This is a genomic window from Nostoc sp. ChiQUE01b (genome assembly GCF_034531255.1).
Taxonomy (GTDB): Bacteria; Cyanobacteriota; Cyanobacteriia; order Cyanobacteriales; family Nostocaceae; genus Nostoc.
Genome location: NZ_JAVRBM010000096.1, coordinates 19,362 through 32,765 on the forward strand (window position 1 = coordinate 19,362; position 13,404 = coordinate 32,765).

Annotated in this window: 11 protein-coding genes, 1 pseudogene and 1 riboswitch; of the genes and pseudogenes, 3 read left to right on the forward strand and 9 right to left on the reverse strand. The window is 41.3% G+C overall.

Annotated elements, in window-relative coordinates; genetic code table 11:
* Nucleotides 1-20: 20 nt before the first annotated feature.
* Complete coding sequence (locus RMY63_RS35575; protein WP_322733204.1) at nt 21-386, reverse strand: DUF6464 family protein; 366 nt, start codon at nt 384-386, stop codon at nt 21-23.
* 145 nt (nt 387-531) lie between these two features.
* Nucleotides 532-2,043: a hydroxysqualene dehydroxylase gene (locus tag RMY63_RS35580; protein WP_322733214.1), complete on the reverse strand. Its 1,512-nt coding sequence runs from the start codon at nt 2,041-2,043 to the stop codon at nt 532-534.
* A gap of 272 nt (nt 2,044-2,315) precedes the next feature.
* Here RMY63_RS35580 and RMY63_RS35585 point away from each other — a divergent pair, with 272 nt between their 5' ends.
* On the forward strand, nt 2,316-3,218 hold the full coding sequence (locus RMY63_RS35585) for a class I SAM-dependent methyltransferase (RefSeq protein WP_322733205.1): 903 nt from the start codon (nt 2,316-2,318) through the stop codon (nt 3,216-3,218).
* Nucleotides 3,219-3,435: 217 nt separating this feature from the next.
* On the opposite strand, the gene RMY63_RS35590 is transcribed toward RMY63_RS35585, so the two are convergent.
* From RMY63_RS35590 to RMY63_RS35620, 7 genes are all read right to left on the reverse strand, one after another.
* Entirely contained in the window at nt 3,436-4,326 is an 891-nt protein-coding gene (locus RMY63_RS35590; RefSeq protein ID WP_322733206.1) for a hypothetical protein, read from the reverse strand.
* Complete coding sequence (locus tag RMY63_RS35595; RefSeq protein WP_322733207.1) at nt 4,298-4,702, reverse strand: NAD-binding protein; 405 nt, start codon at nt 4,700-4,702, stop codon at nt 4,298-4,300. The genes RMY63_RS35590 and RMY63_RS35595 overlap by 29 nt, the downstream gene beginning before the upstream one ends.
* 44 nt (nt 4,703-4,746) lie before the next feature.
* Nucleotides 4,747-5,244, reverse strand: a complete 498-nt coding sequence (locus RMY63_RS35600) for a hypothetical protein (protein ID WP_322733208.1) — start codon at nt 5,242-5,244, stop codon at nt 4,747-4,749.
* A 110-nt stretch (nt 5,245-5,354) separates the two neighbouring features.
* Nucleotides 5,355-6,695 carry a voltage-gated chloride channel family protein gene (locus RMY63_RS35605; protein ID WP_322733209.1) on the reverse strand — a complete coding sequence of 447 codons (1,341 nt, stop codon included), beginning with the start codon at nt 6,693-6,695 and terminating at the stop codon, nt 5,355-5,357.
* A 95-nt stretch (nt 6,696-6,790) separates the two neighbouring features.
* Nucleotides 6,791-6,875: riboswitch (Fluoride riboswitch) on the reverse strand.
* Nucleotides 6,876-7,285: 410 nt separating this feature from the next.
* The gene (locus RMY63_RS35610; protein ID WP_322733210.1) at nt 7,286-8,521 is read right to left on the reverse strand and encodes an LL-diaminopimelate aminotransferase; all 1,236 of its coding nucleotides are present in this window, start codon (nt 8,519-8,521) and stop codon (nt 7,286-7,288) included.
* 131 nt (nt 8,522-8,652) lie between these two features.
* Nucleotides 8,653-9,984, reverse strand: coding sequence for an NAD(P)/FAD-dependent oxidoreductase (locus tag RMY63_RS35615; RefSeq protein WP_322733211.1), 1,332 nt, complete (start codon nt 9,982-9,984; stop codon nt 8,653-8,655).
* 234 nt (nt 9,985-10,218) lie between these two features.
* Complete coding sequence (locus tag RMY63_RS35620) at nt 10,219-11,145, reverse strand: DUF4349 domain-containing protein (protein ID WP_322733212.1); 927 nt, start codon at nt 11,143-11,145, stop codon at nt 10,219-10,221.
* Between the two features lie 325 nt (nt 11,146-11,470).
* Here RMY63_RS35620 and ilvC point away from each other — a divergent pair, with 325 nt between their 5' ends.
* Together ilvC and RMY63_RS35630 are read left to right on the forward strand one after the other, a co-directional pair.
* Entirely contained in the window at nt 11,471-12,466 is a 996-nt protein-coding gene (ilvC, locus tag RMY63_RS35625) for a ketol-acid reductoisomerase (protein WP_322733213.1), read from the forward strand.
* 306 nt (nt 12,467-12,772) lie between these two features.
* A pseudogene (locus tag RMY63_RS35630) lies at nt 12,773-13,404 on the forward strand (endonuclease); the annotation flags it as partial.

Sequence of the window (13,404 nt, forward strand, 5' to 3'; positions counted from 1 at the left end):
TAACTCCTAACACCTAACTCCTAACTCCTAACTCCTAACTTTTCATAAAAGCGGCAAGATTCGCAAGGGCCATCTGGGTTGACTGCACAGCGAATAAGTTCTGAATGAGCATTGTAGCAGCAGGTGGCATCACCGATTACCCAACGTCCTGCTACCAAACTTTTCTCAGATGGTCGTTTAGCAGACTGTACATAAATGGCAATATTATGCAAGCGGTAGCGCCCAGCTTGAAGTTTGTATCTATGGCGACGCTCTAAAACCGCGTAGGTTTTACCTTGAAAATCGAGATAGTTTCCGGGTTGGGGTGTCCAATCAAGTTGCACTCTACCAAGGGATTCACGCGGGTGTGTCAGAATCACCTCAGTTTGTAAAGAGTTTGGCTCCATAAGCTTATGTGATTTGATTTACATTATAAAGATGGTATCGCGATCGCTTTCTTTAGCTTACCGAATTTAGATTACAATTGATGATCAACTAGATTTCCAAGAAATATACATACAGTAAGGATGCACTGCTGTGCTACCCTACAGATTACGGCAACCAAAAGTCAGGCAGGATAGATTTACTCAATTTACGCAAAGTTTGGTTGAGCGATCGCGCCACTTGGATATGCACTTCATCCTCTTCTACAGCTAAAATCTCAGATGGCTGACCTTTTCCTAAATAAGACACTACCAAATTCGCCGCCTCCAAACCAGTAACATAAGCTTTTTCCTGCGACCAGGAACCATGACGGTTCACAATCCAATCTCCACTCATAAACACATTCTCAAAACTTGTCTTAGCGGGCAACATATAACGATAGCTACCAGGTGCAAAGTGAGTCACCGCTTGAGGTAGCCGAATTACACTACTATCAATTATCTTTGCCTCCCCAAATGCTGGTATACAAGTTGCTAAATAACCCTGAACTATTGCTAAAATCTCCTCATCACTCAAATTGAGAAACTGATTCGCGTGATAGAAATCAGCTTCAATCACTGTTCCTGGCTCATCCCGATATTCATCATGTAGAGCATTCAAATCAAAAAACGTCCAACCTGTAGTTGCGTCGAATCCAAAACAAGCATTAGAAGGGCGAGGAATATCAATTTTACGGTCAAACCATAGTCGCGTTGCTAAAACATCAATTGCTCCTAAATTGCTCAAATTACGGAATTCTTCACGACTTTGTAAACTCAAGCTAGTTGAGACAATTTTCTTCATCCCTGTGATTCCAACCGCAAAAATCACGGCATCTGCATCAAAAACTTCATCACCACAAACCACACCCTTGGCTCGATGATTACTATCAACAATTAAATCTGTAACCCGACGCTTGGGCAACACTCGCACACCAGCTTTTTCGATACGTTCCACCCAAGGACGAAATATCTTTTCTCCGACAGTTCCCCGACACCAAACCACATCAAAATCGGGTTGATGAGCCAGAATAAAAAAGTAAAGCATCCCTAAAGTTGCGGCGGCTGAACATTGTTCGCCAGGGGCAAATAAGCCCACTAATAACATCGGTTCAAAAGCCTCGCGGTAAAGTCGGAAAGAAACGTTAAAGTCTTTAAACAATTCACGGGCGGTGACAAAATCATAGCGCCGCCAAGCTGCATCAGAATTGTCAAAATCAACAACCGCATAAAGTAAAGGCAGAGCGCTGAGACGGTCAATTAGTGGCAGCCGCTTAAACTGAGTGTAGAGAAAAGTTCCCAGTGGCGAGGGGAGTCGCGGTAAATCTTGAAAAATTGGTGATTCAACTTCTAAACCTGCTGGCGAATATTGCGAAGAACGAGTCCAAGTAGTAAAAGGATTAATTTCTAATTCATTGATTAAAGAAAAAATATTTTTGTAAGGATACCAGAACCCATGAATGCCAGCTTCAACAGATTTTCCGGCTGCCGTTTGCCAACCTGCTACCAATCCACCGGGATAGGGGCCTGCTTCGAGAAGTGTCACATCATAACCTTGTTTTGCCAAATGGTAGGTTGCTCCTAAACCAGCCCAACCAGCACCGACAACTACCACCCGTTTTTGTTGTAACCCTGCTACCATCGCAGCCTCCAATTGTTGCAGTCCATCAACTAATGTATCCGAACTTGTGTTTTGATTGAGCAAGAGTTGATTATTATAGCGATTTTCCTTTGGATGCAATGGGCGCTTTGGTAGCGTATTTGTGCAGCCTCACTATTTTCCATCGAATTTAAAATAACTTATAGACTTAAAAAAGGCTCAGGAGAAGCAGTTCAGTAAAAATCACTTGCGGATAATGCTGAGTTAAGAGTATAACAGAAAACAGACTTAACTATTCATGAGGAATAATCATAATGAGTCAATTAGCAAATGTAAAATTTAGTCTGAATGACTTTGAATTGCGAGATGGCATTTATTTTCCGAGCGACTATGAACAATTAACTAATACTCAACATAAAAAAACATGGGATGCAATTGGTAAAACATATTATGGCTCCCAAAAAATTGAAAAAGTTGCAGCGACATCGCCCATTAAACAAGATTACACTCTGCTAACTGGTACGCCTGGAGGTACTTGGAACAAATTTCCGTTGAATAAATCTGTTGGTTCTATTCTGGAAATTGGTTCTGGTTATGGTCGCGCACCTTTACATCTCTCGAAAGCGAAAAATCTGAAATGCGAGAAATATTACGGCATTGATATTTCTGAACCTTTATTGCGGCGGTTAATCAAAGTTAAACAAGAATACAATTTTTTTCCAGAAGCTGAATTTAACTTGATTTGTACTTCTGCGGAGACATTGCCTTTAGAAGATAATTCTATAGATTTGGTAATTTCTAACTGCGTCTTTATGCATATCCCAGATGCCCAATTAAGAAATTTATTGGCTGATATCTCTCGTGTGCTAAAACCTGGTGGAATTTTTGTTTTTAATCATTCCTTTCACAATAAGTCCTGTCCTTCTCATATTATCCATAATTTTATCAGAAGGCTGAACCCATTTGTGAGAAATCCAGTTTATCTCAAGCAATATTCAGCTGCTGAAATAGAAGAAATGTTAGCTACTGCTGGTATGAAAGCCAAATGTCCACAATACATTGTCGAACCAACAGCAGAATATGCAATTTTGCCGGAAACCATCAAAGGGATTCCGGTGCCGTTTGCTAATGCTATCAACAGAAGTCTCAAGCCATCGGATAGTTTAAAAGAAACTTTGGCTTACGGTTTTAGTGCCTACAGTACTCAATTGGACTGATTAAGAAACTATCTGGTTGTCAAATAAACGGAATATAAATAATCTACATGAGCACAACAATGTTGTGCTTTTACTTTTACAATAAATGCCTTTTAATTCCAATAATTATCCGTAGATGATTATGATATCGTGTCTGATTAACTAGTTATAATTCAATACGCTTGAGTTAAGGGTTATTGGCGTAGTTTTTCAAGAAGCCATAAATCGCGTCTATACATCAGGGTTTTGGGCTTATCTGAACTGTATTGATTTTTAAATCAAAACCTTCTCGACAACAAATAATGTCATAGTAAACTACAGATTTAATAGATTGCCAAAAGGGCATCAATATTATGCCAGTGATTAAATTTAAAATCATCAGTAGTAATGCACTGATAAACATTTCATTTTCATTAGCCCAATCTCTAAATAACAATAGGGAGATTAGTTGTATTAAAATATTGAATCCTCTACTATAAATCAACCATCCTAAAATTTGTATAGGTAAAGTAATTACAAATGATATGAATATAATAGCAATAATCCGCCATGTTAAACCCTTGCTTAGTTGTCTACTTCTCTTAATTGCGCCAATGAAGTTAGTATCATCTTCTATTGCTAGAGGTAAATCAGTAATGAATAAACGCGAGTAAAACCACAGAGGGCTGAAATAAACAGCTATAGCTGTCGGAATAATGATGATTCTAAATATAGTATTATCAAAGGGATTTGCTTGATTGATTGGTTGAGATATGGCACCAAAAATTATTGCTAATATTCCATATATTATTCCAGCAATTATTGAAATTCCAATGTAAAAAATAAAAAATTGTAATAAACATATTAATATAACTAAAATTGCAGTTATGAGAAACTGCCAAAATCTTTTTTTAATCTGAATTTTGGCAACTTTTGAGCTTTCAGGCTGACCACTAATTTCACTAAACGCTAAACGGGAAATTAAACCAGCGAGCGCATAAAATTTTGCCCATCCATAAATCGGGACTATTAGCCATAAATGGGCAAATAATGACAAGCGAGAAAATTTTTTGAAATTTGAACGATATAGATAGCTAGCAAGGCTAACAATATTACCAATATTAAACTGCTGCGTAAGATTTGGAAGCATAGGAACTAGGTGTCTCCGATATCCCATCAATTAGGTTTTTCAGTAAAAGCAGCACAAGCAAAGACTTCTGCCGACAAAGCCGCGCCACAGATAAAACTTGAGCATAAGGGAACAGAGGGGTGACATTATCACTAAATTGGCGGTCTTGAGAGCGGATAATCAAGGTAGTCGCGGGGTTCATTGCATGAGCCATCAAACCAATTTCCAGATTTTCCATATTATCGTCCCCAACTAAAATGATGCTTTTGGCATGGGAGAGATTCGCCTTCGTGAGTGCTTCAGTAGCATTACCAACTATAAGGGGTATATCGGGTAAAGTTTCTTGGTCAAGAATGGTAGGATGAATTCCTACTAACGGCTGGTTGAGTTCTTGCAAAAGAGCAGCTACTTTCTGTCCTAAGCGATTTAAGCCAATAATTATCAGATGGTTGCGTTGTGGTATGGAGGACGAGAATTGAAAAAATGGAATCTTGAAGTGACAAGAGCATCAGTCAGCAGTGTATATAATACTCCCACGAAAGCTTGACCTGTCAACGTCAGTCCCAGGCTAAAAAACCGCAACCACCAAGGGATAGCGTCTGAGGGTTTTGATTGCGATGCAAACTCAACACCGCCAAATAAATCTCCGTATCCTCCTAAGAGCAAAATTGCTGTCGCATAGAAAGCTTCTTGGATGCTGATATCAGGATAATATAAGCGGTAAAGAACTATTCCAACAAACCACAGGATGAGTACAGTAATCGCATAGATTGTCGCAATTCGCCGGATTTGATTTTGGCTTTGGTAGTAAGATTGCCAAAATTGCACTATTTTATCCTTGAGATTTTTCGCTGTGATACCTTGGATAAACTTTTGCCACTGCCACTTTTGGCTATGAGATGGGCGACGTTGTTCAGAGAAAGCTAAATCGTATGCCACATCAATCTTTTATACAATAGCGATCGCGCATATATGACTACTCTGACTATACGATGCCTACGGCGGTAAACTACGCATTTTCCCAATTATCCATTAATTGCATCAAATAATTATTTCTCAGAATTACTTTCTCCTTCCTTAGTACCATCAGATAAATCGATTTTTGGCTCAATTTTGGGTTGTCTATAATTAGCCAAAGTCACCCCTTCTTCTAAATATACAGCAGAGTATTTACTCAACCCAATACGCTGTGCAGAGTAAATTCCTGAATGACCTGAAAATAAATAGCTCACTATACAGCCAATACCAATAAATACCCCCGATTCCAGACCAAATAGTTCAATTCCCATTAAAGTGGATGCTATAGGTGTATTTGCTGCACCCGCAAACACACCCACAAATCCCATTCCTGCTAACAGTGGTGCAGGTAATGCTAAAAGCAACGATAAAGCATTACCTAAAGTTGCACCAATAAAAAATAAAGGTGTCACTTCCCCACCCTTAAAACCTGCTCCTAAAGTTAGAGCAGTCAAACCCAATTTGGCTGCAAAATCCCAAGGAGGTAGCTGAGTGAAAAAGGAATCAACAATAGTAGGGATACCAAGCCCAATATACTTAGTTGTACCACTCAACCCAACAATTGCTGCTATCATCGCACCGCCGATAAAAGGACGCAGTGGAGGATAAGATATTTTTGCTTTAAAGAAGTGACTAATTTGGTGAGTTACTTTAGCAAAGAATCTCGCGATAATTCCAAAAATTGCACCTGCGATAATGGCAGAAATCAGTCCCCAAATTGTGAGTGTCGGTATAGAGGGAGCGTGTCGGTATGCTGTATGATGTAAACCTAATAGTAAAGTTACTTGATTTCCAACGATCGCAGCAATTAAAGAAGGAAAAAGAGCATCGTAATGAATTTTACCAATGGCTAAAACTTCCAGACCAAATACAGTTCCAGCCAAGGGAGTACCGAAAACTGAAGCGAATCCTCCACTGATACCTGCTGTTAACAAAATTCGCCGATTAGCCCCTTTAAAACGCAATATTTTAGTTAACTGGTCTGCTAGAGAAGCACCCATTTGTAATGCTGTACCTTCACGACCAGCTGAACCACCAAAAAAATGGGTAAGGTCTGTTCCTAGTAAAACTAGAGGAGCCATACGGAAGGGAATAATATTTTTGGGGTTATGAATTTCTTCCAGTAAAAGATTATTTCCGGCTTCTACAGTCTGACCAAATTGATGATAAATCCAGCCACTCAAGAAGCCACCAAGAGGAAGCAAGGCGATAATCCACCGATGCGATTCCCGCCAATCAGTTGCCCATTCCAATGATGCTAAAAGAGCCGCAGAAGCAGTTCCAGCAAGAATGCCAACTACAAAAGAAATAGGCAACCACTTGATTAGATGAGGTAAGGCAATAAATGGTTCAAACTGACGAAAGTGTTTCATACCATGACTCCTTGAAGTGCGATTTGTAGACAGATACTTTCTACAGGAGAGTCAGGTAATGCATCTAGTCAAGCCCTACTCTCCCGCAGTTAGCAAGGAAAGTAGGAGCCATCAGCCTTCCAGAAGAGAGTTTATCGCACTGGAAAGGCGGTTTTGGCGAGCTCCATCGCCGATAATGATTTAATGTTCCTGATTACCAAACCAAATTTGATGTAGCAGATAATGTCCATCAAATCCTATTTTTAGTGCTAATTGTTCTCGCTCATTTTGATTTTTCGGTAAGAGGATGTCTGAAAAGTTTTTTTGTATACACCTAACCCTTGGAGATCCCCCTAAATCCCCCTTAAAATGGGGGACTTTAAGATTCTTATTCCCCCCTTCTTAAGGGGAGCCACTGCGGTCTTCTCCCAAGGGGAGACGCCAAGGGCGATGGGGTCTCCCCAAGTGGAGCAAGTGGCGTGGGTTAGGGGGGATCAACAAATATTTGATACTTCTCAGACATCCTCTCACTTTTCACGAATGATTTAGGATTGCTATACAGCCCACCGTAACCTTTAGACTATAGATTGAGTTTAACAAAAGCGATCGCTCTACACCTTTAAATTCTCGGTAATCCGCTTCATCGCTTCTTCCACATTCTCGCGGCTGTTAAACGCTGAAATGCGGAAGTAACCTTCACCCGCAGCACCAAAGCCAGAACCAGGGGTTCCGACAACGTTGACAGTTTGCAGCAGCTTATCAAAGAATTCCCAACTGGATAAACCATTAGGCGTTTTTACCCAAACGTAAGGTGCATTCACGCCGCCATAAACTGATAATCCGGCGGCTGTGAGTTTCTCGCGGATAATTTTGGCGTTTTCTAGATAGAAACTCACCAATCCTTTGATTTGTGTTTGTCCTTCTTCAGAGTAAACGGCTTCGGCTCCTCGTTGGACGATGTAAGAAACACCGTTGAATTTGGTAGACTGGCGACGATTCCAGAGTTTCCACAGTTCGACATCAGAACCATCGGCGGCTTTTGCTGTCAGTGTCTTCGGTACTACAGTTAACGCGCAACGAGTTCCTGTAAAACCTGCATTTTTAGAGAAAGACCGAAATTCGATCGCAACTTCTCTTGCACCTTCAATTTCATAAATTGAATGGGGAAGCGATGCATCGGTAATGTAAGCTTCGTAGGCTGCGTCAAAGAAAATAATCGAGTTATTAGCTTTGGCGTAGTCCACCCATGCCTTTAAATATTCCTTTGTAGCAGTTGCGCCAGTAGGATTATTGGGAAAGCAGAGATAAATTAAATCGACTTTCTTTGAGGGAATCTCGGCGGTGAAGTTGTTATCAGCTGTAATTGGCAGATAAACTAAACCCTCAAATTCGCCTTTATCGTTAGCATTACCAGTATTTCCCACCATAACGTTAGTGTCTACATACACAGGATAAACTGGGTCAGTAACGGCTATAGTGTTGTTATGACCAAAGATTTCCAGAATGTTGCCCGTGTCGCACTTGGAACCATCGGAGATAAAGATTTCCGAGGCATCTATCTCGGCTCCCCGTGCTTGGAAATCTTGAGTAGCAATTTTTTCCCGCAACCAAGCGTAGCCTTGCTCAGGGCCGTAGCCTTTGAAGGTATTGCGATCGCCCATTTCTTCCACAGCTTTAATCATCGCTGTGCGGCAAGCCTCCGGTAGAGGTTCGGTAACATCACCAATACCCAGCCGGATGATTTTAGCATTACTGTTAGCTTCTGCAAAGGCATTCACCCGCCGAGCAATTTCTGGAAACAGATAACCCGCTTTTAGCTTCAGGTAGTTGTCGTTAATAGTTGCCATTATGTTGATTATGAAAAAACGCCCTCAAACAGCTTACTATGAGGGCGGGGAGTGGGGTGATGGGGGAGATGAGGGAGAGAATAACTAATGACAAATGACCAATGACCAATGACTAATGACAAATGACCAATTTAGACATTTATCGGCTGTTTATTATCGATTCCGAATTGCGTGATTGATTCTTGACCTGTAATCAATCTTGCTCCGCGATTACGGGTGAAATAGTTCCATGCCCACTGAATCATTACTACTAATTTGTTGTTAAATTCAATTAAGAAGTAGATGTGAATCAATAGCCAAAACAGCCATGCAACGAAACCTTTCAGCTTGATAAAGCCGAAATCGACCACAGCAGAATTGTGCCCAATCATTGCCAAACTACCATGATCGGTATAAGCAAAAGGTGGCAAATTGTTACCTACAAGCCGCTTTTGGACTAGTTCTGCTACATATTCACCTTCTTGCTTCGCTACAGGTGCAACACCAGGTAGTGGTTTACCATTTTGATGAGAAAAATTTGCTAAATCGCCAATTACAAAAATATTCGGATGTCCTTTAATACTCAAGTCAGGTTCAACGATAATTCGTCCAGCGCGATCGCACTCAGCACCTGTGCGTTCTGCTAACACTTTTCCCATTGCGGAAGCTTTCACACCTGCTGCCCATAATACCGTTTTTGAGGCAATTTCTTTAACTTCATCGCCTTGTTTGAGGGTAACAATATCATTTTCAATATTTGTTACCAATGTTTTTGTCTGCACAACCACACCCAAGCGCCTTAGAGATGCTTCCGCTTCTTGTGATAACTCTGGTGCAAAGGGTGGCAGAATCCGCTCCAAACCTTCTAATAACAAAATCTTGGCTTCTGAGGTGTCGATGTTGCGGAAATCTTCTTTGAGAGTTTGGTTTGCTAATTCTGCGATCGCACCAGCTAACTCTACACCAGTTGGGCCACCACCCACAATTACAAAAGTTAACCAAGCGCGGCGTTTTTCTGGATCGGTTTCTTTTTCTGCGGCTTCAAACGCCGAAAAAATCCGGCTACGCATTTCTAGAGCATCTTCTACAGTTTTCAAGCCTGGAGCAAATTCTTCCCAGTTATCTTTGCCAAAGTAGGAATGCTTCGCACCTGTGGCGACAATTAACGTATCGTAAGGTATTGCTTCGTCGCCCACAATCACTTTTTGCGCTTCTGGATCGATATTATTCACCTCTCCCAGTAGCACTTTTGTATTCTTGCTCTTGCTGAGGACAGAACGCAAGGGTGAAGAAATATCAGCAGGAGATAGCGCACCTGTGGCGACTTGATATAAAAGGGGTTGAAATAGATGAAAGTTACGTTTATCAATCAGAGTAACGTTTACTGCCGCTTTGGCGAGTGTTTTTGCTGCATAAAGTCCACCAAAACCACCGCCAACAATTATTACTTTATGAGGTGGATTATTGTCAAGTGAATTTACCATAAGAAATATTATCGTGTACGCCGACTATTGTAACTATTCTTAACAGATTTGTATCAAAATTGTCATCAGATATTTTGTATTGCTCTTTACATTTGAAAAAGTTTTAAAGTAATTAAAACTACAGGACAAAGAGAACTTTTCAAGATGGAAGCGCAGACAATAAGAGTTGGCAATATTTGAATCACTCTTTACCTGTGTAGATTTATCAACGGTAGATGTAGGATTTATGCAAGTTTAGTCAGAACTAGTTGACTCTGGTGTTTGTGTTAAACGTGGTGAATGAGTTCGTCGCCAACGGTTAAAGCCATAGACAAGGGCAGCAAAAATTAACAAATAGGGACTGTAAACAATTAACCAAATACCCAGCTTGAGTAAGCCAACGGAAAATGAACTAAGGGAGTGAGTAGATTTGTTCCAAGTCTCCTGAACTTGCAAGCCAAAGGCAGGTTGTGAACTGGTGCTAGAAACTGCTGCTTTTAGGTTTAGCGTAATAGTGGAATAAGCAACTTGATTTTGTAGGCTTTTGAGTTGGGCATTAATTTGTTCTATGGTTTCTCGGACATTACTTAATTCTTGGGCAACACTAAGCACATCTCTAACAGAACCTGCCCGATCCATAATTTTTTGCAAATTGGCTTCAGTTTTTTGCAAATTCGTTAATCTTGCTTGCAAATCCACTAGGCGATCGCCCACATCTTCGGCAGTGATATTACGACTCTCAACAGTGCCTAATTTAGCTAGTTGTTCTAGAGTAGGTTCTAGCCGATTCTCTGGTATCCGCAATTGGATTGTTGCTGTGTAACGCGGATTGTCGTTTTTGGGTTGTTGTTGTTTCAACCCGATTAAATCCCCTTGCTGTTGATTGATAATTTGCGAAACAGCATCAATAGTCTGATCTACAGAGTTGACAGTCAAAGAGATTGCTGCCTTTTTAATCAGTTGGGGACGAGAACGCGCTATTGGTGCAGCTTCCACCTTTTGGGAAAGACTGCTTTCACGAGCAGGTGCTGATGCTGTATTTGCCGCACTATCAGCTGCAATTGGAGGTAACTGCTTATTTGCTAACTGATGGGAAGCAGCGCAACTAGTGAAAATCACTCCTCCGAATAACGCACTTATAAATAAAGCAGATGTGCGCGGCAATTTAGTCGAAGCGTACATAATCTACCCCCAGATGGATGAAGTTAACCCCAGTATTACTGAAGAAAAACTCAAAGCCTGTATTGTTGCAATTTATGTAACACGGTTTGTCATTTGTCATTTGTCATTGGTAATGGGGCATTGGCTTTAGTAATCCCCCTTGTCTTCTTGTCTCCCTGCTCCCCTGCTCCCCCTGCTCCCCCTGCTCCCTGCCCCCAGCAAGAACTGCCTTATTCCAACAATAATTATTTACGCCGATCTACTTAGTTCATCTGTGTTACTCAATTTGGGGTACAATCATAAGCCTGCCAAGAAATGATGATGCTTGCTGACAGGAGATGCTTCTATGGCCCGGATGTATTATGACGAAGATGCCAATTTAGACCTTTTGGCTGGAAAAACTATTGCTATTATCGGCTATGGTTCCCAAGGTCATGCCCACGCTCTCAATCTCAAAGATAGTGGTTTGAATGTGATTGTGGGGCTATATCCGGGTAGTAAGTCAGTCGCAAAAGCTGAAGCAGCTGGGTTAACTGTGAAAAATGTTGCAGATGCTGCCAATGCTGCTGATTTCATCATGGTTTTGTTACCTGATGAAGTTCAAAAAACGATTTACAAAAACGAGATTGAACCGAATCTAGAAGAAGGGAATGTCTTAGCCTTTGCCCACGGTTTCAATATTCACTTTGGGCAAGTTGTACCACCAGCTAACGTAGATGTGGTGATGGTAGCACCCAAAGGGCCGGGGCATTTGGTACGGCGGACTTATGAAAGTGGTGAAGGCGTACCGGCGCTGTTTGCAGTTTATCAAGATGCCAGTGGTCAGGCACGCGATCGCGCCATGTCTTATGCTAAAGGTATTGGTGGTACTCGCGCTGGTGTTCTCGAAACGACTTTCCGCGAAGAAACCGAAACAGATTTATTTGGCGAACAAGCGGTATTGTGCGGTGGTTTGAGTGCTTTAATCAAAACTGGATTTGAAACTTTGGTAGAAGCTGGTTATCAACCAGAATTGGCTTATTTTGAATGTCTGCATGAAGTCAAGCTGATTGTAGACTTAGTTGTGGAAGGTGGTTTAGCCAAAATGCGCGACAGTATTTCTAACACGGCTGAATATGGAGATTATACCCGTGGCCCGCGGATTGTCACCGAACAAACCAAAGCTGAAATGCAGAAGATTCTCAGCGAAATTCAATCTGGGCAATTTGCGCGGGAATTTGTTTTGGAAAACCAATCTGGTAAACCAGGATTTACTGCCATGCGTCGCAAAGAAGCTGAACACAAAATTGAGGAAGTTGGTAAAGATTTACGCGCTATGTTTAGCTGGTTGAAAAAGGCTTAAGCATTAGACCTCCTATGAAAATAGGGACTGGGGACTGGGAAAGAGATATTTTTATTACTTCGTTGTGGACTCTGTTCATGGAGTCTCTTGCAAAAGTCCCCTAACACCCCACCCCCAACCCCTCCCCCTTTCAAGGGTAGGTGTTTAAGAAAGTCGCCAAATGAAGGTATGATAGCGAACTGAGGTTTGTGGGTAGAAACCACAAATTTAGGGTGAGCGATCGTTAACTTTCAGGGAGGTTTTCTTTAGATGCAAGTGGTCAAGAATGAGCCATTAAACGAGTGGACTAGAACAGTAATCAAAAAAATGCCACATCTGACCAAATCTCAAGCAGTTGTATTAGCAATGTGGAGTTTTGGCATTGTGATGACCCAATCAAGTGGTTTAACGACGGTTTCTGTATTTTTAGCGACATTATTGGCCAAAAAAGAGAACACTGTACGTCAGCAACTCAGAGAATGGTATCGAGATGGAAAAGATAAAAAAGGAGATGGACGTGCGAGTTTAGATGTGAGCGCCTGTTTTAGTCCACTACTGTCTTGGATACTCAGCTTATGGTCTGTTGATGAAAAACGTTTAGTACTGGCTGCTGATGCTTCCACCCTGAGTACAAGATTTACCGTCTTAGCGATTAGTGTTGTCTACCGTGGTGTCGGGATTCCTGTGGCATGGAAAATTGTCACAGCAACCGAGCCTGGAAGTTGGAAACCACATTGGGTGGAATTGTTTGACCAGATCAAAAATAGCGTCTACCGTGATTGGTTTGTCATTGTCGCGACTGATCGCGGATTGTATGCTGAGTGGCTTTATCACCAAATTAAGTCTGTGGGTTGGCATCCATTCATGCGAATTAACCAACAAGGTCTATTCCAACATCATGGGCAAAAAGAGTGGTGTTTGCTCAATTCCTTAGTGCCAAAAGTTGGTGAGTCGTGGAA

Bases quoted from the DNA above. Each gene is read 5' to 3' on its own strand.
- RMY63_RS35620 (WP_322733212.1), bottom strand. From the start codon at position 11,145: ATGTACGCTTCGACTAAATTGCCGCGCACATCTGCTTTATTTATAAGT.
- RMY63_RS35615 (WP_322733211.1), bottom strand. From the start codon at position 9,984: ATGGTAAATTCACTTGACAATAATCCACCTCATAAAGTAATAATTGTT.
- RMY63_RS35585 (WP_322733205.1), top strand. From the start codon at position 2,316: ATGAGTCAATTAGCAAATGTAAAATTTAGTCTGAATGACTTTGAATTG.
- RMY63_RS35605 (WP_322733209.1), bottom strand. From the start codon at position 6,695: ATGAAACACTTTCGTCAGTTTGAACCATTTATTGCCTTACCTCATCTA.
- RMY63_RS35590 (WP_322733206.1), bottom strand. From the start codon at position 4,326: ATGCTTCCAAATCTTACGCAGCAGTTTAATATTGGTAATATTGTTAGC.
- RMY63_RS35575 (WP_322733204.1), bottom strand. From the start codon at position 386: ATGGAGCCAAACTCTTTACAAACTGAGGTGATTCTGACACACCCGCGT.
- ilvC (WP_322733213.1), top strand. From the start codon at position 11,471: ATGGCCCGGATGTATTATGACGAAGATGCCAATTTAGACCTTTTGGCT.
- RMY63_RS35610 (WP_322733210.1), bottom strand. From the start codon at position 8,521: ATGGCAACTATTAACGACAACTACCTGAAGCTAAAAGCGGGTTATCTG.
- RMY63_RS35580 (WP_322733214.1), bottom strand. From the start codon at position 2,043: ATGGTAGCAGGGTTACAACAAAAACGGGTGGTAGTTGTCGGTGCTGGT.